The sequence below is a fragment of the Providencia stuartii genome (assembly GCF_029277985.1).
In the GTDB taxonomy this organism is placed as follows: Bacteria; Pseudomonadota; Gammaproteobacteria; order Enterobacterales; family Enterobacteriaceae; genus Providencia; species Providencia zhejiangensis.
Window position 1 is genome coordinate 1201613 of sequence record NZ_CP119546.1, and the last position, 24583, is coordinate 1226195.

The window sequence follows — 24583 nt, forward strand, 5'->3', positions numbered from 1 at the left end:
AATAAAAGAAGTGAGTTATGTCGCAAAATACTAATCCGGTGCCAAAAATTGGCTTCGTTTCACTTGGCTGCCCGAAAAATCTTGTTGATTCTGAGCGCATCCTGACTGAACTACGTACGGATGGCTATCAAGTCGTACCAAGTTATGATGATGCTGATTTGGTTATTGTTAATACTTGCGGTTTTATTGATAGTGCGGTTCAAGAATCGCTTGAAGCGATTGGTGAAGCATTAAATGAAAACGGCAAAGTAATTGTGACTGGATGTCTTGGCGCTAAAGAAAATCAAATTCGCGAAGTTCATCCTAAAGTGCTGGAAATCACAGGTCCTCATAGCTATGAACAAGTTCTCAATCATGTTCATCACTATGTACCAAAGCCAGAACATGATCCTTTCCTAAGTTTAGTTCCTGAGCAAGGTGTTAAATTAACACCAAAACATTATGCCTACCTTAAAATTTCAGAAGGTTGTAATCACCGTTGTACATTCTGCATTATTCCATCAATGCGTGGTGACTTAGATAGTCGTGCTATCGGGGATGTATTAAATGAAGCAAAGCGCTTGGTTGAATCAGGGGTTAAAGAATTATTAGTGATCTCTCAAGATACTTCTGCTTATGGTGTTGATGTTAAGCATCGCATGGGGTTTTGGGATGGTAAACCGGTAAAAACCAGTATGGTTGGATTATGTGAACAGCTCGCATCACTTGGCGTGTGGGTACGTTTGCATTATGTCTACCCATACCCACATGTTGATGATGTCATTCCTTTAATGGCGGAAGGTAAAGTACTTCCTTATTTGGATATTCCATTACAGCACGCGAGTCCAAAGATTTTAAAGTTAATGAAGCGTCCTGGGGCAGTAGAAAGAACTCTCGAACGCATCAAGCGTTGGCGGGAAATCTGCCCTGAATTAACGTTACGTTCGACCTTTATTGTGGGCTTCCCCGGCGAAACGGAAGACGATTTCCAAATGTTGCTCGATTTCTTGCAAGAGGCTCGTCTTGATCGCGTAGGTTGCTTTAAATATAGTCCAGTTGAAGGGGCGAAAGCGAACGAACTTTCTGATCAAGTTCCTGAGGATGTTAAAGAAGAGCGTTATCATCGTTTTATGCAATTGCAGCAACAGATTTCAACCGAAAGATTACAAGAAAAAATAGGCCGCCGTTTACCAGTAATGATTGATGAAGTCGATGATGAAGGCGCGATTGGTCGTAGTATGGCTGATGCTCCTGAGATTGATGGTATGGTTTATTTGAATGGTGAATTCGGAGTGAAACCCGGTGATGTTGTTAACGTGTTGATTGAACACGCTGATGAGTATGACCTCTGGGGGTCGATCGTTAACGAATAACCCGCACATCAACAGTAAAGTGCCCTAATCGTTGGAATGTCAATCACTGGGGCATTTTACTCTTATCGGATAAGTAAGAAATCGTTTTATCTCAGCGACAGTAATAATCTCTGATTTGGATATGTCCTGACTTTTTGTTCTAGATCAATAGATAAAAATCTATCAATAGATTATTTGATTTGAGATATTAAAATTTAATAAAAAATAGACATAATCAAAGTATAACTTATCGGTGTATAAGGATGGCTATGTCTGTTGATTTTTCATCTCCAGTGATTTTTCCTGAACAGGAAGAGATAGCAAGAACTATTTCATCCGACGTGTTAATTGATATTGCGAGTCTTGCTATCGAAAAGGGTTTGTCACCTATCAACGATTTGGTAATAGATACTGCATTAATCGAACCTTATGGTGAGATGCTGTGGTCCAATCGTATTTGGAAGAACTCCTTTTTCATTCACAATATTTTAGCAACCTGTGACATGCAGGAAACCCCACTTAGCTTGTTTAAGCATCCAATCAAATGGCAGGGAACCTTTTATTATCTCGCGCCTATTCTTAGTGAAAATGAAACTCTCGTTGCCATCATTATTTTGGCATCTCAGACGGTAAATAACACCCTTCTTCTTGCGTTAACCCAATCGATCGCCCGTGAAATCAGTGAAAAAATTAAGTGTCACCTTCAGATGCAGGATATGACTTTTGATAATTGTGCCGCTACCTGCGTTAGAGGACTGAATATTCATGAAATTGAAAAATCAGCAATTATTGAGGCTGCTAAGCTATGTAACGGAAAAATTCAGCAAATGTACCAAGTGCTGAATATGGGAAGAACGACTCTCTGGCGTAAGTTGAAGCAGTATGATATCGACATCAAGGAATATAAGTAGCAATTCGATGCAGCGGTTTCACGCCATTAGAAGAGGGGGAAATAGGTTTGATAACATCAGTCTTCTTAACAAGCTTAAAAGGATCATTTTGGGTTAATGCTAGCAGGTATTGTTGCGCATCATTGGGCTGACTTGTGTTGAGGCTTGCGATGGTTGAACATTATGCTGACTTTAAAACATCGCAAGCCGTATCGTTTATTTATGCAGAAATAGGCGCCCCAATAGTTAATGTTTCTGTTGCAACGGATAGCGTTAATTTTGCATTTTCGGGAATTTCATCAATTTTCTCACCAAGATTGACTAAAATGGGGATCCCCATTTTGGTTGCAATAATACAGGTGTGTGAATAAGGGGACCCCTGAGCGAGAGCAATTCCGACCACGTTAGCGTTGTTATAGTGCAGTAATTCTGAAGGACCTAAGTGATGAGTCAGAAGGATTGTCGGCTCAGAAAGCACCAAAGGGGAGGAGGATGCCGACGATATTGACATAAGTAGCTGGTTTTTTAAGTCATCAATATCAATAAATCGCGCTTGCAAATAGTCATCATCGAGTTGTTGGTACTGTTCTGATATTTCACTAAATACTTGGGATATGGCATCATAGGCCGTTATCGATTCATGTTCTATTTTTTGCTTAATGGAATCGATAAGATCATCGTCATCTAATAATACACTGTGGCCATGAAAAATATTGGCAATCTCTTTTCCATAAGTCTCAGCGAGTGAATCAGCTAGGGTATTTAACTGTCTTTGTAGTCTTTTAATGGCTTGAGTTGCCGTCTCTAGCTCATGTTTACTGCCTTGATAAGAGGAAGTGCAAAGTTTGCTATTTTCAGGGATATGATAGGCAAATCCGGTTACGGAAGGAACATAAGCGGCTTTTCCTATCAGTGAATTCGCATTTGATGTGCTGATATTATCACCAAAGTGTTGTTGTGCCAGTTGATTAAATGCGTCGATAGCTTCTTGGCTATCCACTCCTTCTGCAATAAGCCTAATTTTATCCCCTTGATGAACCTGTAATAGCGCGATTTGGTTCATGCTTTTAGCATCCGCACGCTTTTCGTTGTTTTGTAATTCCAGTTTTGCTTTAAAACCTGAAAGTAATGTTGCCAATTTAGCCGCAGGGCGAATATGAAGTCCTGAAGGATTCTGTACCAACCATTCCGTCATCATGGCTTTTTCAGAGAAGCTGCTAGGCGCTGGTGTTTCTTTCTCTGTTATGTCGTTAGCCTCATTCAATTGCTGTTGTTTTGGATAAAGCGCTTGGCGTGCTTCATTTAAAATTGTATCAATTGACGCACCAGTAGATGCAGAGGCCGTGATAGCAATGGCTCCTTCGACTAAAGGTGCACTGCACAAATGCACTTTTTTTGCCAATTCAGCGTCAATGAGGTCGAGAGCAGTTTCTGCACTGAGTAATGCGCTACCTAAGTCCATTAATAAAATAATCGCTGTAGCATCTGCTAGGGTTTCGATCGCCTCCATGACTTTCACTGCATCTGTACCAATAGGGTGGGTGTCATCATCAACACCCGCCGCAGTGATTATCTGACAATGCTGTTTATTCTGTATCTGTTCTGCGAGTTGGAGCACCCCATCAGCAAGCAATTTGCTATGAGAAACAATAATGAGACCAATCATATTCTTCTCCTCTGGTGAGTCTTAGCGGCGATAGATATCGATTTATAATAAGTAATGTTACGAAAAAAAGAGAGAGCTTCTGCTGATATTTAGCAATAAAGATTAAGACACTTACAAATCACAAATAATTTAACGAATATTCTTAATAATGACGATGGCATAGCCATTTGGAGACAAAATGTTTTATTTCACTTTAGATGTAATATTAAAGTTTCCAACTAATGAATATCGTCATTTAAAAATGAAGGGAGGGTAAAATTATTGACTAACGATTGATGTTAAGATATCGATTTTGAACTGTTTTTTTATACTAAGTGAATTTTCAGATAATAACATTTCACAAAGCGGTAACTTAGTTTTAAAATTAATGGTTGTAACTTGTACGGCCATGATTAATATTACTTAGTGATATAGAAATAATATGCGAAATAATTTCATCACGTAAGTAATAATTTTTCTAAGTAAGATTACGATATAAGCGAAGAAGGCTGTACGTTGTAAGTAAACAGACGACAGCCTATGCCATTAATCTAGCCATATAAATGAACTATAGTGATTAAAGCTGTAAAATCTTAATATTTGAAATAAAACTATATTAAATAGTTAAATTTTCTGATTAATTAATAGCTAAATTAATTTTATCTACAGTAATCATTGATGAACAATGAGTTCATAAATTCCTAGAGTATGTATTTATATACTCATATTCTTGTATTAATTGCGGTAACGATTTTATACCGAGTTTTGTATAAATATTTGATCGGTGTACTTCAACGGTTCTAGGGGAAAGGGCTAATTTTTCAGCGGTTTCCTTGCTTGTATTGCCTTCAAGGATCATGTCCATGATCTCTTTTTCTCGATTGGAAAGCCGATCAAATTTATCGGTTAATTTGTTGTATTTATTGAGTTCTGCATGTTCACTAACAAAGTGTTCCATCGCATTGTTTATCGCATGGACGATATCAGAATCTTTAAATGGGAATGAAAAGAAATCAAAGGCACCAGATTTAAAACTTTCACGGCAAAGTTCTACGGATGGTTTTTCGGAGAGGACGATAAATGGGATAATACCGAGTGAGCCGTCGATATTATTCAATCTGCCAATATGGTTATTTTCATTGTTTAAGAATATTAATACACACTCTTTAGCTCCTTCTTCTTGAGGGTACGTATAATTACTTGTAAATAACGTTTCGTCATTATAGAACTTAAAATTAAAACCAAAAGATTCCATCATTAGTTTCAGTTTATTCTTAATGACATTATCATTTTCTATGATTACGTGAATGGTGTTATTCATCACCATACTCCTGTTACACTGATTTGATATTCATATAATTTTGAAAAAATAGGTAGAACCAGATGGCTAAGTAAGCCAATGGTAATATTTTCTTGCTAATTTTTTAGTTTTATTATTAATGTATTTACAGACCTTAATTTATATTATATTTCACAGCTAGGTAAATTTAATATAAAAGTAGAAATAATGGTTAACGTTTGTGTCAGTGAGTAAGAATTAATAAATGACTGACAAAATAATAAGTATTTACACTTACTTTTTATTAACTACATCAAATATTACTGACATGTTATAAAAATTTTTTATGTAATGGAACGATAATATCGTAAAATAGTAGTCATAAAAAGCCTTATTGCTAGATTTTAGTATAGTTTCATTCGTGATAATAACAAGGTTATTTAATCACTCCTGTAGGTGATTTTTATCTTTATCATGTTAGAATTTTTATTTATTAATATCTGGCTGAGTGAAAATACTTAATGGCTTCTTTAAAAGATGTAGCTCGACTTGCTAATGTTTCACTAATGACCGTGTCAAGAGCTATCAATAATCCCGAGCTGCTGAAACCTGAGACGCTTAAGCAGGTGCAGCAAGCCATTCAAACATTAAATTATGTTCCTGATTTTTCGGCTAGAAAAATTCGAGGGAAAGGCTCGAAAATATCTACCGTGGGTGTTTTAGCGCTTGATACAGCGACGACACCATACTCAGTCGAGGTCATTCTTTCAATAGAACAGACAGCAAGGCAATTTGGCTGGAGTAGTTTTGTGGTTAACATCACATCAAATGAAGACAATGAACGAGCCGTAAGGCAATTATTGTCTCAGCGGCCGGATGGTATTATTTATACAACGATGGGATTACGTGAAGTCACTATTCCAGAAGGACTGCATAAAAGTCATTTAGTGCTGGCGAATTGCATCGACCCTCAAAATCGTTTTCCTGCCTATATTCCTGATGACTACAATGGTCAATATCAGGCGATATGTCGGCTGATTGAAAAAGGTTATAGAAAACCCCTTTGTTTATATATTCCGCAAGAAACAGTGGCAGGAAAAACGCGTAGAGAGGCTGTGGAGTCTGCATGGCGTTGTGCTGGTCTACGGGAGGAGTCCTTAAAGCAGTATCATTTAGCATTAGGGGATGAACACTATCGTGATGTGATTGATCTTATCAATCGACATTGCAAGCAAGCGAAACCTGATTTTGATGTGGTGGTTTGTGGTAATGACCGTATTGCTTTTTTAACTTATCAAGTTTTACTGAGTAAAGGGTTACGTATCCCAGAGGATGTTGCTGTATTAGGCTATGACAATATGATCGGTGTAGGAGAGCTATTTTATCCGCCATTAAGCACCGTTGTATTGCCGCATTATCAATTAGGGCAACAAGCCGCATTACATATTATTGAGCAAAGGAAAAATAATGGGACACAATATGTCTCTTGTGATTTACTCGATAGGGAATCTCTTTAACGAGATAGGATCGCTCTGATATCAGCGATCCTCGCAGGTCATATCATTCAGCGACACTTTTTAGTGGCCACAATGTTCCTTTGATCAACTTTGCACTTTGGTTAATTGTAAACAGTGTCAAAGCCCGCTCGCCTTCTTGTGGATAAATTCGACTGGTAAAACACATTTCACCTTCATTAATAAATACTTCAAGGCTCGATCTATCAATAAAAGCACGTATGGTGAGATAGCGAGTTTGTGGGAGTGGGGCGCTACGGTAATCGCTGATGATATGTTCAGGATAGTGGCGGGATAAGGTTAATTGCTGTGTCTGTCCATCAATAAAAAACTGTGTACCGTTACCAAGCCAAAAACCAAATTTTTCAGCGGGACTGTTTTGTAAATCCCAAATTAATTCAATTTCACACGCGATAGCATCATGGTAAATCGGCAGCGTGCTATTTTTTTCCAGTGTACAAGCGGAGAGGTTAACCGCTTGTTGTCTTAATGATTGTAACTCTTTGATCGGATTGACCAGCACCTTTCCTTGGGCGTTTAACGTTAATTCTCTAGGTACAGTAAAGCTGCCTGCCCAGCCGTGCGCTTTTGTTGGCATATGGCTCTCCCACATATCCATCCACGCGATAGCAATACGGCGGCCATCTTCAGCTAAAAAAGTTTGTGGCGCATAAAAATCATGACCAAAATCGATTTCAGCAAAATGATTGGTTATTTCATAAGATTGATCGGGCGCCCAATTCCCGACGAGATAACCATTTTGAAAGCGATTTCGATATTGATGCCCAGATGGTTTTTTTCCTTGAGGAGAAAATAGTGTGATGAATTGCTCGCCTAACGGGAAAAAGTCAGGGCATTCCCACATATAAACATTTTTATCGTCTGTTTTAGCCAGTATTTGGTACTCTTCAGGCCAGTTCAGTAAGTCATCGGTGCTAAAGAGCAAAATTTGTCCTTGATCGAGACTATCTCTTGCGCCAACAACCATCCACCAGCGTGAATCCTGAAACCAAACTTTAGGGTCTCGAAAATGCATGTAACCTTCAGGCGAAGGGATCACGACGCCGTGTTTTTCAAAATGAATACCATCATGACTTATGGCCAAACATTGCGCTTGATAGATTTGGCTGTCATCTCCTGCATTGGATAACCAAATATGGCCAGTATAAAATAAGTATAACTTGCCTTCATCACTGACGGCTGATCCTGAAAAGCATCCATCACGATCATATTCATCACCAGGAGCAAGCGCGATAGGTTGATGTGACCAGTGGATCATATCTTTACTTGTCGCATGTCCCCAATGCATAGGTCCCCAGTCAGCGCTGTAAGGATGATGCTGGTAGAATGCATGATATAACCCATCATGATAAATGAGCCCATTAGGATCATTCAGCCAGCCGGCGTAGGTTGCAAGATGATATTCAGGATAAAACTGCCTGTTGAGAGATTGTCTCGCTATTTCAAGTGCTATCGATGCTTGGTGAATACGCTGTTTCATCATGGTTCCTTTCGTTACTAATGATTTCTATCTATACAATCGTTGTGGAATATTGGGTTATTTAATGGAGTGTGATTCGTATCATGTGATGGTGTGACCTAACGCACGCGTTACGAACTGTTTTTTATTTATACTCAATACAAATCATGTTAACGTTAACAAAAAGCAGTTTCTAGCATTAATTTGTTTTAATTGTGATGATTGCTAGTTGAGTCACTCATTGTCGAGATGGAGAGCCTATGAAAGTTTGGTCTTTAGGAGATGCAGTCGTTGATTTAATTCCTTTGCACAGTATGCAATATGAAGCTTGTGCTGGTGGCGCTCCTGTCAATGTTGCAGCGGGAGTTGCTAAGCTAGGACAGCCTAGCGGTTTTATTGGACGTGTTGGTGAAGATGCTTTTGGCCATTTTATGCAAAAGACGTTATTTGATATGGGGGTCGATACCCGTGCGATGGAATTTGATGAAAAATATCATACCAGCACCGTTTTAGTGTCTTTACAAGAAAATGGGGAACGTGAATTTTCTTTTTTAGTCTCGCCGTCGGCGGATCAGTTCTTAAGTCATAAAAATCTACCTGCATTTGAAAAAGCGATATTGCATTTTTGCTCATTGGCACTGGTGCATCCTGTGTGTCGCACTTCATTAACTGCGGCTATTGAGCAACTTAAACAAGCGGGGGGATTACTCAGTTTTGATATTAATATTCGTCCTCAAATGTGGTCAGATCCTATTGAAATGCATACAAGGGTCGACCAATTTGCTTATCAGGCGGATATACTGAAACTTTCAGAAGAAGAACTGTTGTGGTTGGTTGATGATCTTAGCTTAGATAATGCCATCGAGAAGCTTAAACGGTATCCTGCTCGTTTGAAAGTTATCACTCAGGGAGCCAAAGGCTGCATCGTTTTGACGCATAACCAACAAATAGGTATGAGTGCATTTCGGGTTGAAAGTGTTGATACCACAGGGGCGGGAGATGCATTTATGGCAGGACTGCTTGCAGCGATTGCTCAGGCTGGGTTAAGTGATAATGAGGAATATTTGATGAATATTATCACTCAAGCTACTGCTTGTGGGGCGCTAGCAACGACGCGTAAGGGGGCAATAAGTGCGGCGCCAACGCAGAAAGAGTTAACTCTGTTTATTAATCAGCAACCACCATTACATATTCGAGAGCTTTAAAACTAAGACTATATTAATGTGAATAGTGATGTTAATTAATTCAAATTAATAGATAAAAGCGTATGATACTGGCAGTAAAATTTTATCTGTAAAACATCTATTTTGGATTAATTATGCTACTAAGATCAGGGGTAGTATTAGCTATCTTTTCTTATATTCTTTGGGGGATCACGCCACTTTTTTACCGTTTATTACCCGGAGCAGAACCTTTAGAGTTATTGGCTCAACGTGTAATTTGGTCGATCCCTTTTTTATTACTGATCCGTCTGATGATTAAAAATAAAACGGCTTGGCAACAAGTATGGGCGGATAAACGTTCGATAATTTTGTGCCTATTTAGTTCGGCGATTATGGCGATATCATGGGGCGCATTCACCTATGCTTTAACCCATGGGCAAGTGCTAGCCGCGAGTCTTGGTTATTTTATTAATCCTTTATTTTCCATTTTACTCGGCGTTGTTTTTTTACACGAAAGGCTTGTTGTCGCGGAAAAGATGGCGGTATTACTCATTTTTTCGGGCGTTTGCTTTCAAATTTTGCAGTATGGTGAATTACCTTTACTTGCATTGGTGATGGGCAGTGCTTTTGCGGTTTATGGTTTGATCCGTAAATTCATTCGTTTCGATGTTATTACTTCACTATTTATTGAAGCTATTTGGTTACTGCCTGTTGCTGGTGGGATCACGTGGTGGCTCTCTGTTAATGAGAGTAGTGCTGTAGCCGCAGGGGATTGGCAAATTAAACTACTCTATATGCTCGCCGCTCCTGTCACGATTATTCCATTACTGTTTTTTACCGCCGCAATTAAGCGCACGACATTGACGGTAATCGGACTGGCACAATATATTGAACCGACAATTCAATTTTTACTGGCGGTATTCTTATTTAATGAGCTATTTGATTGGGTAAAAGGAGTCAGTTTCTCATTAATTTGGTTGGGGTTACTCTGCTGCATTATTGCTTTATTGCATAAGCGTTACAACGAATACCATAAACGGGTTCCTTACGTTACTGGGCGCGATAAAACACCAAAACTGTAATGTATTATTTGAGATGGGAGAGATTGCTCAGATCTTTAGTGGTTAAAGCAAACGATTGCGTATATAATCTTCGTCATTAAATTGGCATATTTGCATACAAGGTTATCTATCATGAATCAATTAGGTACAGCACTTTGTCCTTCTGCAACAAAAGTTATGTTACTCGGTTCAGGTGAGCTAGGAAAAGAAGTGGCTATTGAATGTCAGCGTTTGGGCATTGAGGTTATTGCGGTCGATCGTTATGACAATGCGCCTGCAATGCACGTTGCTCATCGTTGCTATACCATTAACATGTTAGATAGCGATGCGATTCGCCAGCTGGTAGCGCAAGAAAAACCCGATTTTATTGTTCCAGAAATTGAAGCCATCGCGACAAAAACCCTTGTGGAATTAGAACAGCAAGGACAAAAAGTGGTGCCTTCTGCACATGCGGTTTATTTAACAATGAACCGTGAAGGCATACGTAAACTTGCAGCAGAAGAACTGGGTTTGCCCACTTCAGATTATCGGTTTGTTGAAACGCAAACTGATTTTATCAATGCTGCCAATGAGATAGGTTTTCCATGTATTGTGAAGCCAGTCATGAGCTCTTCAGGTAAAGGACAAAGTGTCATTCGTTGTGAACAAGAGCTTGAATCTGCATGGCACTACTCACAAGAGGGTGGGCGCACCGGTCAAGGACGTGTGATTGTTGAGAAAATGGTGCATTTTGATTTTGAAATCACCATGTTAACGGTCAGCGCAAGTGACGGTATTCATTTTTGTGCACCTGTTGGGCATCGCCAAGAAAAAGGTGATTATCGTGAATCATGGCAACCACAGCATATGAGCGAAAAAGCGTTGCAAAATGCGCAGGAGGTCGCTGCAAAGATTGTTACGGCATTAGGTGGATATGGTTTGTTTGGAGTCGAGTTATTTGTATGTGGTGACGATATCATTTTTAATGAAGTTTCTCCCCGACCACATGATACTGGAATGGTCACACTCATCTCACAAAATTTATCCGAGTTTGCTTTACATGTGCGTGCATTTTTAGGCTTACCTATTGGCATGATCCGCCAATATGGACCCAGTGCATCAGCGGTTATTTTGCCTGAATTACATAGTCAAAATATTGTTTTTTCAGGGCTTAAACAAGCGCTGGGTTCTGATATTCAATTGCGTCTATTTGGAAAACCTGAAATAGCAGGAACTCGCCGTTTAGGGGTTGCACTCGCAATAGCTGATTCGATTGATAATGCGCTCTATATGGCGAAAAAAGCGGCTCAAACGGTTAATGTGAGTGGTTAACGAAAAGCCACAATGTATGAGTGAATAAATTGTGGCTTAGTATTCGCTCATTAGTGATTATCTTGTATGATCATGGCAGCACCGCGTTCGGCGATCATGATTGTTGGTGCGTTGGTGTTGCCACTTGGAATTTCAGGCATAACAGAGCAATCAATAACACGGAGTTTGTTGATACCATGAACTCGTAAGCGTAAATCAGTAACAGAGGTTGCTGCGTCTTTTCCCATACGGCAACTACCAACGGGGTGATAGACCGTTTTACAGAAATTACGTACAAACTCTTCTAATGCAGCATCATCATCGCGGACTTGTGCTGGTGGCATCAGTGTTTCTTTACTGACCGCTTGCAAAGCTTCTGATTCAAGAACTTGCAAACCGAATTTGACGGCACGCTTACAACCTTCCATATCTTCTGGAGAAGCTAAGTAGTTGGCATGAATTTTCAGAGGGGCTTGAGGATCTTGACTACGCAGCAGTAATTCCCCGCGTGATTTCGGCTGTAAATAGCCCACTTTTAAGGTAAATCCATGTGTAGCGGGAAGCGGCTCGCCAGGAACATCATCCCAACTATCGAGAATAGGTAAAAAATGGATTTGCACATCTGGGCGGCCTTGACCACAGCTATCGATAAATGCAGCGCCTTCGAGTACGTTCGAGGCTAATAAACCACTGCGAAAAGCGAGCCATTGAAATCCATGCTTCAAGGCATTAATCCCTTGATCTGCCCCGAAAAGGCTAATGGGATCTTTGGTTGTGACATTAATAGACATATGTAGATGGTCATGGAAATTCTTGCCAACAGGAAGATCCACGATAGTTTCAATACCGAGCGTACTAAGATGATCTTGTGGACCAATCCCTGATAACATTAATAACTTAGCGGAGCCCATTGCGCCGGCACAGATAATAACTTCTTTCTGTGCGAATACTTCTATTTCATGACCATCGTTTCCTTGATAAGCCACTCCTACCGCTTCCCCATCACGAATAATGATACGGTTAACTTGTTTATTGAGTTTTACAGTGAGCTTATCGCTTTGAGCTACACTTTTGAGGTATGTTTTTGAGGTGCTGGCTCTCTCTCCATTTTTAGTCGTTGTTTGATAGAAACTGACCCCTTGTTGGCTTTCACCATTAAGGTCGCTGACATAGGGTAGGCCCTGTTCTTGGGCTGCCCGAATAAATGCCATGGAAAGAGGGTGACGATAACGATTTTCACTGACAGGCAGAGGGCCTGAGGTGCCGTGATAGCTATCAGATAAACTTTCATTTTGTTCTGCTTTTTTAAACCAAGGTAGAACGTCTTGATAGCTCCAGCCATCACAGCCATAGACTTGGGCCCAGTTATCATAGTCTTGTTTTTGGCCTCGAATATAAATCATGCCATTGACCGAGCTGCTACCGCCAAGGACTTTGCCTTGTGCTATCTGCATTTTTCGATTGTTTGCATGAGGTTCAGGCTCGGTTTCATAAGGCCAGCTCTTTTGAGCAATAATTTTGGCAACGCCCGCAGGCATACGGATATACAGATGATTGTCATTGCCGCCGGCTTCAAGGAGCAAAACCCGTGATTGTGTTTCTTTGATAAGGCGTGCGGCAATAACACATCCCGCAGAACCTGCTCCAACAATGATGTAATCATAATTGTTATTATTCATAGATTCCCCTGACGAAGTGACATTTTTGTCATCATTGAATTTCGTTTTATTAACAATAACTCTTTATTTTATTAACGTGTGAATAATATGATGTTTATGTGAAGTGGTTCAAATTGGCTACTCGGAAATGGCTTGCTGAAGCTATTATGCTGTTGTTTTTTCTCATTAATGTAATTCTTAAAATTGTATTTCTCTTATTATAATTAATAAGTAAATGAATTTATTGGGGGAATTTTCCCATGATCTGATTGGCTCATTTTCATTCTATTCTTAGTTTAACGATCAGTAATACCCAGTATATTGAGGTCAACTTATTTAGCTCTAAAAAGAAATAAAAATGATTAAACGTTTAATAGTTATGTTAATCGTGATACCCGCGATATCATTTGCCAATTCATTGTCGGAACAATTTGCTCAGTTTCTGGAGCAACCTGATAAACCATTAAACTGTTTTGAAGCCGATTCTGCCTATCGTTATTGTTTAAAAAACCAGCCTAAACAGGGCGTAATTGTGATTGACCGGCAGGGGAATGAGGTTTACCGACCTTATTATTTTGATAATTGGCCTGATGAAGCTCAGGAGGGGGTTTATCGTATTCGACAGGGCGACAAAATTGGTTTTGCTGACGCAAAGACAGGGGATATTGTCATCGCCGCAGAATATGATTGTGCTTATCCATTTGAAAATGGTATCGCGAATGTGGGGATAGGCTGCAAAACCGAAACGGCTGGTGAACATAGCTGGTGGACTGGCGGTCAATGGAAATGGATTGATTTGAATGGTCGCACGGTAAAGCCCAATCACTAAATGATGATAGCGATGTTTATATTGCTTCTACGTAACAAATTGTTTTATTTTTATCATTTCAATTAATATGATTAACTTATTGATAATAAATGTTTATTGTTAAGTAAATCACACTTCTGCGGTCTTTTTTCTTCTAATAAAACCATTCACAGTGAAAATTTGACCGCTTAATTTTGTATGTAACCGCTCACGCTTACTTTAGCCATTCTTAAATAGATATTTTCTACCATATAAACCATGGCAGAGCTCAAACTTTTTCTTAACACATGGTGATAACGGCTGCCAAAAACAGACTTAACTGCGACAACATTACGCTCTTTCAAATTAGTTTGTCCTTGATAAGTCAATAAAACACGAAAAAAGTACGTTTTACCTTAGAAGGGTGTTCTATGAACAAAAATGGTATTTTAAAGCACATTCCTTGGATGATACTGGGGATAATTGGTGCGATCTGTTTAGGGGTAGTCGCACTCAGACGTGGGGAGCACATTAGCGCATTATGGATAGTTGTGGCTTCCGTTGCTGTTTACCTTATAGCCTATCGTTATTACAGCTTATATATCGCCAAAAAAGTGATGAAGCTGGATGAAACGCGCGCGACACCCGCCGTGATTAATAATGATGGTTTGAACTATGTACCGACTAATAAAAACGTGTTATTTGGTCACCACTTTGCCGCTATTGCAGGGGCGGGGCCATTAGTAGGACCTGTATTAGCAGCCCAAGTCGGTTATTTACCCGGAACATTGTGGTTACTCGCTGGGGTGGTACTGGCGGGAGCGGTGCAAGATTTTATGGTGTTGTTCATCTCTTCACGCCGTAATGGTGCATCATTAGGGGAAATCGTCAAAGAAGAGCTTGGCCCAATTCCAGGGACGATTGCCCTTTTTGGCTGTTTCTTGATCATGATTATTATTCTTGCAGTATTAGCGCTGATTGTGGTTAAAGCATTGGCTGAAAGTCCATGGGGTGTATTTACTGTCTGTTCGACGGTTCCAATTGCACTGTTTATGGGGATATACATGCGCTATATCCGCCCCGGACGTGTCGGGGAAGTCTCAGTCATTGGTATTGCTTTGCTGATCTTATCTATCTGGTTTGGTGGAGTGATCGCGCATGACCCATATTGGGGACCTGCTCTCACCTTTAAAGATACGACCATTACTTATGTTTTAGTTGGTTATGCTTTTATTTCGGCTTTATTACCTGTTTGGTTGATCCTAGCTCCTCGTGATTATCTGGCTACTTTCCTGAAAATTGGGGTTATTGTTGGCTTGGCTATTGGGATCGTGATTTTAAATCCTGAATTGAAAATGCCAGCAGTGACACAATTCGTCGATGGTACAGGTCCTGTTTGGAAGGGTACGCTGTTCCCATTCCTGTTTATCACCATCGCATGTGGCGCAGTATCCGGCTTCCATGCTTTGATAGCATCTGGTACAACACCAAAACTACTGGCTAACGAAAAAGATGCGCGTTACATCGGTTATGGTGCGATGTTGATGGAATCATTTGTTGCGATTATGGCATTGGTTGCTGCTTCCATTATCGAACCAGGCCTTTATTTCGCCATGAATACACCGCCAGCTGCTTTAGGTATCACAATGCCTAATTTACATGAGCTTGGTGGTCCAGATGGTGCTGCAATTATGGCACAGCTGAAAGATGTGTCTGTGCATGCAGCTGCAACCGTCAGTTCATGGGGATTCGTCATTTCACCTGAGCAGATCATGCAAACGGCGAAAGATATCGGTGAGCCTTCTGTCCTGAACCGTGCTGGTGGTGCACCAACACTAGCGGTTGGTATCGCTTATGTATTCCATGAAATTATGCCTGCTGCCAATATGGGCTTCTGGTATCACTTTGGTATTCTCTTTGAAGCTTTATTTATCCTAACAGCGTTGGATGCGGGAACACGTTCAGGCCGCTTTATGCTACAAGATTTATTGGGTAACTTCGTTCCATTCCTGAAAAAAACCGACTCCTTAATTGCAGGTATTATTGGAACGGCGGGATGTGTTGGCCTATGGGGCTACCTATTATATCAAGGTGTTGTCGATCCATTAGGTGGCGTTAAGAGCCTATGGCCACTGTTCGGTATTTCGAACCAAATGTTGGCAGCGGTTGCTTTAGTCCTGAGTACTGTCGTTTTAATCAAGATGAAACGGAGTAAATATATCTATGTCACCGTATTGCCGGCGGTATGGTTATTGATTTGTACTACATGGGCATTAGGATTGAAACTATTCAGTGACAACCCTCAACTTGAAGGTTTCCTCTATCTTGCGAAATCGTATAAAGAGAAAATTGCTGCGGGTGGTGCTGATTTAACTGCACAGCAAATCACCGACATGAATCACATTATTATTAATAACTATACTAATGCGGGTCTAAGTATCCTGTTCTTAGTTGTCGTCTACGGTATTATTTTCTATGGTATCAGAACGGCAATGAAGGCATATAAAAACCCAGAACGTACCGATGCAGAAACACCTTATGTGCCAGTACCTAAAGAAGGTGTGAAAACATCATCACACTAATCTTTAGTCGATAAACGGTGCCCTGCATGGTGATAAACACGATGTAGGGCATTTGTATTGGAGTGATACTATGTTTGGAAATTTAGGCAAAACAGGTAAATACCTTGGGCAAGCCGCGCGTATGTTAGTGGGTATCCCTGATTATGATACTTATGTACAGCACATGGCAGACAATCATCCTGATAAGCCTGTCATGACGTACAAAGAGTTCTTTCGCGAACGCCAAGATGCGCGTTATGGTGGTAGCGGTAAAGGTGGATTTCGCTGCTGTTAATTGATGACATAATGAGGATAACAATGAAACCTATCTCTGTAACGATTTTAACGGGTTTTCTCGGCGCTGGAAAAACCACCTTATTACGTCATATTCTACAAGCTGATCATGGCCATAAAATCGCGGTCATTGAAAATGAGTTTGGTGAAGTACCGATTGATAATGCCATTATTGGTGATCGCGCAACACAAATCACCACATTGAGTAATGGTTGTATCTGTTGTAGCCGTTCCAATGAATTAGAAAATGCCTTATTAGATTTGTTAGATGCGTTAGATAATGGCAAGTTAGATTTTGATAGGTTAGTGATTGAATGCACAGGAATGGCGGATCCTGGTCCTATTACGCAAACTTTTTTTTCGCATGAAGCCTTATGCGAACGTTATCTGTTAGATGGTATTATTACTCTGGTCGATGCTCTTCATGCAGACAAGCAACTGAATGATTTTGCGATAGCACAAGCGCAAATCGGCTATGCAGATAGAATTCTACTCACCAAAACCGATATACAACCTCATCATGAAGCACTCATTGAACGCTTACAGCGTATTAACGCTCGTGCGCCAATTTACCCAGTGATCCATGGTGCTATCGACCTTGATTTATTATTTAATATTCAAGGTTTTTTATTAGACTCACAACTTCAAGTCAATCAGCCAACATTCCGATTTACGCCAAAACAGCAAAATGAAGTTGAGTCGATAGTGGTTGAATTTGATTATCCTGTAGAGTTAATGGCGGTATCACAGGTCATGGAAGAACTGTTACTCGGTTTTGCTGATAACTTGTTGCGTTATAAAGGTATCTTATCGATTAAAGATGAACCTAAACGTTTACTATTCCAAGGGGTACAACGCCTTTATAGTGCAGATTGGGATAGAGAATGGGAAGTCGGAGAAGCGCGCAACAGCATACTGGTCTTTATTGGTATCCATTTGCCAGAAAAGGAAATTCGCGAAAAGTTTTCTCAACTTAACAAGGCTGAGAGTCAATAACGAAACCGTATTTAACATCCCTTCCCATTTAGGGAAGGGAAAATATCAGTCATAAGAAAAGAGTATTGCCGTTGATGAGGTGAAGTGACCTGCATTATAGAAAACGCCATCAATATTAGCTCGAAAATCAAGAGTGACATTTTGACCTCGCCCAACAATCGCTCCCGTTGAACCTCCAGTGTTGGTTTGATTGATGATTGGGGTGTTGTTGATAAAAAGTTGAATTGTTTTGCCATCGAGCTTTGGCATGTTGCCGAGGACGGAAACACGGACATTGGCAGTCGTGTCGCATCTTACAGAGCCAGTACCAATCGCTGTACTTGAAATAGGCTCTCCTGCTTTTACAATACCAAAATCAAGTGAATTAGGAACGGTCGCGCTACATGACAGATTGGCGGGGGTAACGACGCCACAAGTTGCATTTTGTGCAAGGACTGACACAGAGACTTTATTCTGCGGAACTGAGGCAAATCCAATACAAAGTGAGCCCCACTTTGTCGCAGGTGAAGACCAGATGAATCGATTTCCTTCGCTAATTTGATAGGTGCCACGACTTCCTTTAGCGTTGACATAACGCTGATAGGCTTCTTGATAAGTGATATTATTAGGAACCAATATCATGGATTGGTTTATCAACGCTGCCCTACCATTACAGAATCCACCTTGGTCACAGTCGGTACCCATATTTGAGGGACCTAACCCAGTTCTCGGGATTGGGCCAAAAAAACATTGAAGACTACCGCAAGAAATTGTGCCATTAGCCTCTCCAGATAAATCGATCCCCCAATCAAATCGAAGCTGAACTTGATTGCCAACCCTAACGATTTGATAAGGGCTCGCCCATGAAGATGCGGCGATAGCCGAAAAATTTATAAATAATAGGCTGATAAATAGTATAAATATTAAATATTGTTTTCTCTTTGTCATAACTAATATCTCATTAATATTTAATGAAATGACTCTATGAGGAAGATGTCATCTTATACTGAATTAATTGTAATCAAGTTCAAAAGTTGCCGTTGCAATAAAATCGCCTAATATCAGTGATTTATTTGATAGTGCTTCAGGGTCTATTTGAATAAAAGCCTGTAGTGCTAATGAATTATTTTTAGTTAATATCCTATTCGTGTGGCTTCCTTTGTTTATAGGAATTAAATCACCACTTTGTGATTCTATACCAAGTGCAATTCCTCTCGCCGAACTTGATGGTGTAAGGGCAATTAGCCCCGGGGATATTGAACTTTCTGTACCACTGAATTTAATCGTGACGCTTTTACTTAATTCTAAGTCGCAATTAATTAAGCGTATTTTAAAAGGGATGCCTTTTGTTCTTGTGTATGTGTACAGATATTGATTAACGACAGTACCAAAATCAATTTCAATATTTTCATCACCAGGGAAAATATCGCAAGCATCTTCAATAAGCTGACCATCAAAATTAATATTAGTAGCAAAGCTGGGCGCTGCCATTGCGAAAAATAGGAGGCCTAAAATAGTATTAAACGGGATCATGATTTTTCCTATTGAAAATCGATAGTTAAATAACCCGAAGCCGTAAACTCATCAGCAATCAGATTGGTATTAGCGAGCTTTACAGGGACAGCCGAAATAATAGGTGGTGCATTAATATTAATAGAGAAAGGCTTATTTAAAGGTTGTGGTACACCATCAACCTGTATTTGGATCCCTATCTTTCCATTATTTTTAAGGGTTTGAGTATAAAGTGTTGAGTCATCAAATCCCCGGCCAGCTAAATTACCACTGAAGGTTAATTTAACATCCCATAATGGATGCGTATTTTTATTACAATTAAGTGTAAATGGAATTTGTCTACGAAAAGCATCGCCATCAATTTTTTGGATCCCAATTTTACCAAATGACACTTGCAATGGATTTTCTTCAGCAAGTTGACATATTGGCGGAATAATCAAATTACCGGTAAATTCCCAATTGGCGAGTACAATTAGTGGGAATGATGCTGTTATCATTATCAAGGTTAATAAGGTTGTTTTTTTCATAATAACCTCATTGATATTCAATTTGAAGCATAGCTGTAGCCGAAAATTGGCCACCATCGGTATCACTAAAGTTCGCACTCATATCCTTTATTGGAGCAACTTCAATGTTAGGAAGGTGATTATAGTTAAAATCGAGTAATGTATTGATTGGCTGCTGAATGCTATCAATATAAAATACAATCCCAATCTTACTATTAGAGGTGCTCAACCCACCATAACTATTGAAGCGGGTTGGATTACCAATCACTTTTAATTTTAAATTGTTTTTTAATATGTTATGGCATGTTAATTCAAAAGGAATCGTTTGTTTATAATTGGCACCATTTAACCTTGTTAATAAAACATCACCGAAGCTAACGGATTTTTGGGAATTAGTATTTAATAAACACTCGGGGGATTCTATTTTTAAATTTCCTTTAATAGTAAGGTTGTAAGATGCCGCATAACTATTCGAAATTAATAACCCCAAAAATAAAAGGTAAATAATGCGTTTTGGGTAAAGTATCATTGTGTTTTCCTTATTGATAATCGATGGACATAACAACTGTTCCATTGAAAGTTCCATTACGCTGTAGTGAGACTCCACTAGGTTTGATTGGAACAGCGAATAACACAGGGGGTTGATTTCCATAGGTGAAATTAATAGTAGCGTTATTGTTTAGCGGTTTATTTTCGTTATAAATAGCTAAACCCAAATTGGGGATACTCGTTAAGACGACTGATTTTCCATCCATGATTGCACTTGATGGCCAAAATAATGTCATTTTAAATGAGTTAATGAGAGCCTGTTTACAGGTTAAATCAAAATTAATTCGCGTTTTTTTATAATCAGTACCATCAATTAATGTTTCATATATATCACCGATATCTGTGATGCTATTAATGACACTGCATTCTGGCTCTTGACTCACGACAATTGAAAAATGAAGCGTTTGTTGCTCAGCAGACGTTATCGCTGAAAATACAGGGAATAATAAAAAAAAAGTGACTAATGCAATAATAATTCTTTGATGAAAATATCGCATGTTTCCTCCTAATCACTATCGAACGCTCATTGAGCGAAAATACAAACCTTCAGTATTGTGAGAACTATAGCCAGTGCAGGAAATATGAACGGCTTACCGCGTTCATAAAAAACGCCTTGCAACTGAGTATGGTATTAATTCCCTTCACTATTCTTATCGGGAATAACGTTGCATTGCGTGTTTTGGCAATTAAATATCAAGGTGGGGCGGCCACCGTAATCATTGATATAGGTTAAAACAGGTGTATCCCCTAATGCTTTAATTGTTAAATTGAGAGGAGCCGAACTTTTAGGCTCAATCATAATGGGTTCAAAATTTGCTATTGATTGACCCTTTTTACGGGAGCTCGCATCGACAATGGTAATAAAAAAAGACGTCGGATTATTGACAATATATTGGCCATCTTGACGTGTTAAGGTTAGTTTTTCTTGCCATGGTTCGCTCATTGCTCCATTTGTTGGGATAATACTTGTTGGGCGATAAAACAGTTTTATACGCGTTTGTAATGCAAGTTGAAGCGTGTTTGGTTTATCACTTTTTGGTGGGATCTCACGCAAATTAAAATAAAATACAGACTCACGGTCTAAGGGTAAATTTTTGATACTAGGTGGAAGCGCAAGTATTTTTATCTGACTTATTGTGCCTGCTTCTAGCCGTTGCACTGGGGGAATCACTGTAAAGGGAAGGTTGGTTTTATTTCCACTGCCATCTTCTAGCCAAGCTTGAGCTAAATAAGGTAATTGTTTATTTTCATTGCTAATATTTAATGAAATAGACTTGTCGTCACTCGTGATAATAGCACGAGTACGATCCAGTGCAATGGCAGCTTGTGCAGTTGAAAAATTGACGGATATTATCGTCGTTAAAAGCGTGCTAATTAAGTGGTGTCGATGTAAATATTGATTTTTTACTGTTTTAATAAGTAACTTTTTCATATCAAATCTCTTTATTAATAAATTTCTAATCATTGTTATTTGCTTAAAATAGGTATTCTTTTTAACGCGCTACTTTGTTAGCCAGCGTGTTGGTTTAATTGATTTGGGGCTAATTGGCATTGGCGAGACTTCCAAATACTTTTCTAATGGTGGTGGTGGCTGATTTTCGCTCACACAAGGTAATAACCAGTTGGTCATCAAAACGCTTTCATCGGGAAAGGTTTCTGGTAAGTGTATTTGGCATTGAACGCTGCCATTCCATGTGACATCTAATGTGTCACTAGCTTTTAAGCCAGTTAAGTAGATGCTCCCGTCATCGGAAATGATCCCAACTTGTTTTTTTCGCGTATTAGTTACGGTGGAACCGAATGGAGGAAAGCTATTATCTGCTAAGCGAATTATTGCCATTGCATTCGTGCCAGAGACCACTTCAAATTGGCGATATCCAATCGCTCCTTCCGTCAGTGTCGCTTGTTTGATGGATTGGCTAATCGCCGCGGTATCCGGCAATTTATTGACATCAATACGTACTTGATTGCGGTAGTAGCTATTGATGTCATTAATAACTGCATAACCAAAGGAATTGGTGTTAACGACTGCACCAAATCCTTGTATCGGTATATTTTCTACACCATCGGTTGAAACTAGGATGCGAGCACCACCCATTTGATTAATACGATGTAATGCAACACCTTCTTTAGTGGCAGTGAGACCACCATTAATACTCAGTGCAGCGGAACGATAGCGGTTATATTGATAGCTAGTATTGGTGCTGATTGCTGCATAGCTGCCATCATAATTATATGAACCGCCAATCGATGTGCCATCGCGGTTTATGCCTGAATTAAGGCTGTAATGACTGCTTTGATCTAATCGGCTGTAATAATTGGCTTGATTCGAAGTATCATTTTTATTCCAATTGCTACTTAATGAAATGGTTTTTGATTCACCCCAAGGAATTGATAAAGAAAAGTACGTGCCATAATCATTTTGCTGATCAGCGCGATTATAAAATTCAGTCATATTTAAACTTAAGTTTTTAAAAGACCCTAAATCAAAATATTTTGCCAATGATAAACTATAGCGATCACTGTTTGGCTTATTCCAATAGGATTGGTGATAGAAATTTAAATAAGCGCTTAAACCCAGCGTGGTTAGCTGTTGGTTATACGAAATGGTGTACATCTCTTTACTATTAAATTGACGAATACCACTGGTTTGAGCATCAAGGTATTCCGACATGCTCATAAAACCTTCTTCCGAAAATCGATAACCAGCAAACGTCACTTGGCTATTTGCCTCATCAAAGCGCTTTGAATAACTTAATCGATAAGAACTACCTTGATATATTTTGTCTCCAATATCATACATATTGGTTAGACTGGCTCTAGAATGAGTGGCATCAAAGGAGAGGGCGCCAAATATCGTTAGGTCACGGCCAACGCCTAAGGCGGCTGAGAGGTAGTTATTAGCGGTGACACTGCCGCCGTACAATGACCAGTTATTGTTTATTCCCCACGAAAATTCACCACTCGCAAAGATATCGCTATTGATCCGATGCTGATAATCAGAGGTTTTGCCCGCAGCAAGTTTATAACGAATTTGCCCCGGACGAGTTAAATAAGGCACAGTAGCAGTTGAAAGGGTAAAAGTTTGCGTACTGCCATCCTGTTCTTGAACCGTTACTCGTATCTCTCCTGAGAGCGCATCATTTAAATCTTGAATTCGAAAAGGCCCTGCGGGAACTTGGGTTTGATAAATAATATGACCTTGTTGGCTAACAATGACAGTTGCATTGGTTTTCGCGACACCAGTGATTTCGGGCGCATAACCTCGAAGATTTGGCGGTAACATATTATCGTCGGTAATAAGGCTAAATCCGCTAAAGCGGAAACTATCAAAAATGTCAGAAGTAAAGTAGTTTTCACCTAGTGTTAACTTTGCGCCAAGTGATTTAATTGCTCGGTAACTGTAATAACGGCTCAAATCAAAATCATTTTGCTGCTGTTGTCCTTGCGTTTTATTAATACGGCTTTGCCAATCAACACGAAAACGCCAAGCGCCAGTATTAAATCCCGTGATGCCGGTAGTATTAATACTGTAGGTCGTATTATTGGTTTTATGTGTTTGTTGATTAATTTGGGAAGTTAGATTGTAATCAAATAAGTAACCTGAAATTCCCTCTTCCCAGCGTGAAGGTGGATCCCAATTATCTGCCGTATATTCAAGATAGGCCTGTGGTACACTGATATAAAAGGCGGATTTAGGCAGATCGGCTCGGGCTTCCATACCCGGCAGGCTCTTTAAATTTAAACACTGATTATCGTGCCACCATGTTAATGCATCATTATATTCAGCCTTTAAACCCAGTTGCTTAACGATTTCCGGCGATACGCAAGCGGTAGACTCATCATTATTGTTCGGATCAAGATAAAAAAAGACTGTCTCATCATTAAAGGAGCTATTATTGATATAAATAGTGAAGCTGTATTCTCCTGGCATTAAATAACCAGGTTTTGAAAACTGTGCTAAGTTAATGTTAGCTCGATCATTAATATCAAGCATATTACTGTTGAATTCAATTTCATTTAACTGCGTGCTCATTGAGAATGAAGATAATAACAGTAAGGGTATAATTATTGTCTTTATGTTAAGC

At 39.5% G+C, this 24583-nt stretch carries 22 protein-coding genes; 10 read left to right on the top strand and 12 right to left on the bottom strand.

The annotated features are described in order from the left end of the window. Positions 1-17: 17 nt before the first annotated feature. Positions 18-1352, top strand: a complete 1335-nt coding sequence (gene rimO, locus P2E05_RS05160) for a 30S ribosomal protein S12 methylthiotransferase RimO (RefSeq protein ID WP_154622567.1) — start codon at positions 18-20, stop codon at positions 1350-1352. Positions 1353-1594: 242 nt separating this feature from the next. Continuing rightward, positions 1595-2242 carry a helix-turn-helix domain-containing protein gene (locus P2E05_RS05165; RefSeq protein ID WP_230085792.1) on the top strand — a complete coding sequence of 216 codons (648 nt, stop codon included), beginning with the start codon at positions 1595-1597 and terminating at the stop codon, positions 2240-2242. Between the two features lie 199 nt (positions 2243-2441). Here the strand turns inward: P2E05_RS05165 and dhaM are convergent, their stop codons facing one another. Further along, positions 2442-3887, bottom strand: a complete 1446-nt coding sequence (gene dhaM / locus P2E05_RS05170; RefSeq protein ID WP_272658027.1) for a dihydroxyacetone kinase phosphoryl donor subunit DhaM — start codon at positions 3885-3887, stop codon at positions 2442-2444. 670 nt (positions 3888-4557) lie between these two features. Further along, positions 4558-5187, bottom strand: a complete 630-nt coding sequence (locus P2E05_RS21630; protein ID WP_154635725.1) for a response regulator transcription factor — start codon at positions 5185-5187, stop codon at positions 4558-4560. A gap of 479 nt (positions 5188-5666) precedes the next feature. Between P2E05_RS21630 and P2E05_RS05180 the strand changes: the two genes are divergently transcribed. Next, positions 5667-6662 (top strand): LacI family DNA-binding transcriptional regulator, encoded by a 996-nt coding sequence (locus P2E05_RS05180; RefSeq protein WP_163860812.1) that lies wholly within the window; start codon positions 5667-5669, stop codon positions 6660-6662. A gap of 43 nt (positions 6663-6705) precedes the next feature. On the opposite strand, the gene P2E05_RS05185 is transcribed toward P2E05_RS05180, so the two are convergent. After that, the gene (locus tag P2E05_RS05185) at positions 6706-8160 is read right to left on the bottom strand and encodes a glycoside hydrolase family 32 protein (protein WP_269204879.1); all 1455 of its coding nucleotides are present in this window, start codon (positions 8158-8160) and stop codon (positions 6706-6708) included. A 239-nt stretch (positions 8161-8399) separates the two neighbouring features. Here P2E05_RS05185 and P2E05_RS05190 point away from each other — a divergent pair, with 239 nt between their 5' ends. From P2E05_RS05190 to purT, 3 genes are all read left to right on the top strand, one after another. Further along, positions 8400-9344 carry an aminoimidazole riboside kinase gene (locus P2E05_RS05190; protein ID WP_272658028.1) on the top strand — a complete coding sequence of 315 codons (945 nt, stop codon included), beginning with the start codon at positions 8400-8402 and terminating at the stop codon, positions 9342-9344. A gap of 113 nt (positions 9345-9457) precedes the next feature. Beyond that, positions 9458-10384, top strand: a complete 927-nt coding sequence (gene rarD / locus P2E05_RS05195) for an EamA family transporter RarD (RefSeq protein WP_272658029.1) — start codon at positions 9458-9460, stop codon at positions 10382-10384. Between the two features lie 111 nt (positions 10385-10495). Beyond that, positions 10496-11674, top strand: a complete 1179-nt coding sequence (gene purT, locus P2E05_RS05200; protein ID WP_272658030.1) for a formate-dependent phosphoribosylglycinamide formyltransferase — start codon at positions 10496-10498, stop codon at positions 11672-11674. Positions 11675-11724: 50 nt separating this feature from the next. Here purT and P2E05_RS05205 read toward each other — a convergent pair whose 3' ends face one another. Beyond that, complete coding sequence (locus tag P2E05_RS05205; protein WP_272658031.1) at positions 11725-13332, bottom strand: GMC family oxidoreductase; 1608 nt, start codon at positions 13330-13332, stop codon at positions 11725-11727. Between the two features lie 337 nt (positions 13333-13669). Here P2E05_RS05205 and P2E05_RS05210 point away from each other — a divergent pair, with 337 nt between their 5' ends. Continuing rightward, positions 13670-14140 (top strand): WG repeat-containing protein, encoded by a 471-nt coding sequence (locus tag P2E05_RS05210; RefSeq protein ID WP_154622260.1) that lies wholly within the window; start codon positions 13670-13672, stop codon positions 14138-14140. Positions 14141-14307: 167 nt separating this feature from the next. On the opposite strand, the gene P2E05_RS05215 is transcribed toward P2E05_RS05210, so the two are convergent. Then, complete coding sequence (locus P2E05_RS05215) at positions 14308-14463, bottom strand: hypothetical protein (protein WP_196713438.1); 156 nt, start codon at positions 14461-14463, stop codon at positions 14308-14310. Positions 14464-14529: 66 nt separating this feature from the next. Between P2E05_RS05215 and P2E05_RS05220 the strand changes: the two genes are divergently transcribed. The 3 genes from P2E05_RS05220 to yjiA all read left to right on the top strand — a co-directional run bounded on the left by P2E05_RS05220 (position 14530) and on the right by yjiA (position 17949). Next, positions 14530-16680, top strand: a complete 2151-nt coding sequence (locus P2E05_RS05220) for a carbon starvation CstA family protein (RefSeq protein ID WP_154622261.1) — start codon at positions 14530-14532, stop codon at positions 16678-16680. A 70-nt stretch (positions 16681-16750) separates the two neighbouring features. Beyond that, positions 16751-16954, top strand: a complete 204-nt coding sequence (locus P2E05_RS05225; protein ID WP_154622262.1) for a YbdD/YjiX family protein — start codon at positions 16751-16753, stop codon at positions 16952-16954. 23 nt (positions 16955-16977) lie between these two features. After that, the gene (gene yjiA, locus P2E05_RS05230; protein ID WP_154622263.1) at positions 16978-17949 is read left to right on the top strand and encodes a GTPase; all 972 of its coding nucleotides are present in this window, start codon (positions 16978-16980) and stop codon (positions 17947-17949) included. Positions 17950-17994: 45 nt separating this feature from the next. On the opposite strand, the gene P2E05_RS21635 is transcribed toward yjiA, so the two are convergent. The 7 genes from P2E05_RS21635 to P2E05_RS05265 form a co-directional block, all read right to left on the bottom strand. Continuing rightward, positions 17995-18876: a hypothetical protein gene (locus P2E05_RS21635; protein ID WP_272658032.1), complete on the bottom strand. Its 882-nt coding sequence runs from the start codon at positions 18874-18876 to the stop codon at positions 17995-17997. A 63-nt stretch (positions 18877-18939) separates the two neighbouring features. After that, positions 18940-19461, bottom strand: a complete 522-nt coding sequence (locus tag P2E05_RS05240; RefSeq protein ID WP_154623901.1) for a fimbrial protein — start codon at positions 19459-19461, stop codon at positions 18940-18942. An 8-nt stretch (positions 19462-19469) separates the two neighbouring features. After that, on the bottom strand, positions 19470-19967 hold the full coding sequence (locus P2E05_RS05245) for a fimbrial protein (protein ID WP_163860818.1): 498 nt from the start codon (positions 19965-19967) through the stop codon (positions 19470-19472). 7 nt (positions 19968-19974) lie between these two features. Continuing rightward, positions 19975-20520: a fimbrial protein gene (locus P2E05_RS05250; protein WP_231131787.1), complete on the bottom strand. Its 546-nt coding sequence runs from the start codon at positions 20518-20520 to the stop codon at positions 19975-19977. Beyond that, positions 20486-20992 carry a fimbrial protein gene (locus P2E05_RS05255; RefSeq protein WP_272658033.1) on the bottom strand — a complete coding sequence of 169 codons (507 nt, stop codon included), beginning with the start codon at positions 20990-20992 and terminating at the stop codon, positions 20486-20488. The genes P2E05_RS05250 and P2E05_RS05255 overlap by 35 nt, the downstream gene beginning before the upstream one ends. 134 nt (positions 20993-21126) lie before the next feature. Beyond that, positions 21127-21927, bottom strand: a complete 801-nt coding sequence (locus tag P2E05_RS05260) for a fimbria/pilus periplasmic chaperone (RefSeq protein WP_154623898.1) — start codon at positions 21925-21927, stop codon at positions 21127-21129. 69 nt (positions 21928-21996) lie between these two features. Continuing rightward, positions 21997-24531, bottom strand: coding sequence for an outer membrane usher protein (locus tag P2E05_RS05265; RefSeq protein ID WP_276123038.1), 2535 nt, complete (start codon positions 24529-24531; stop codon positions 21997-21999). Between the last annotated feature and the right edge of the window lie 52 nt (positions 24532-24583).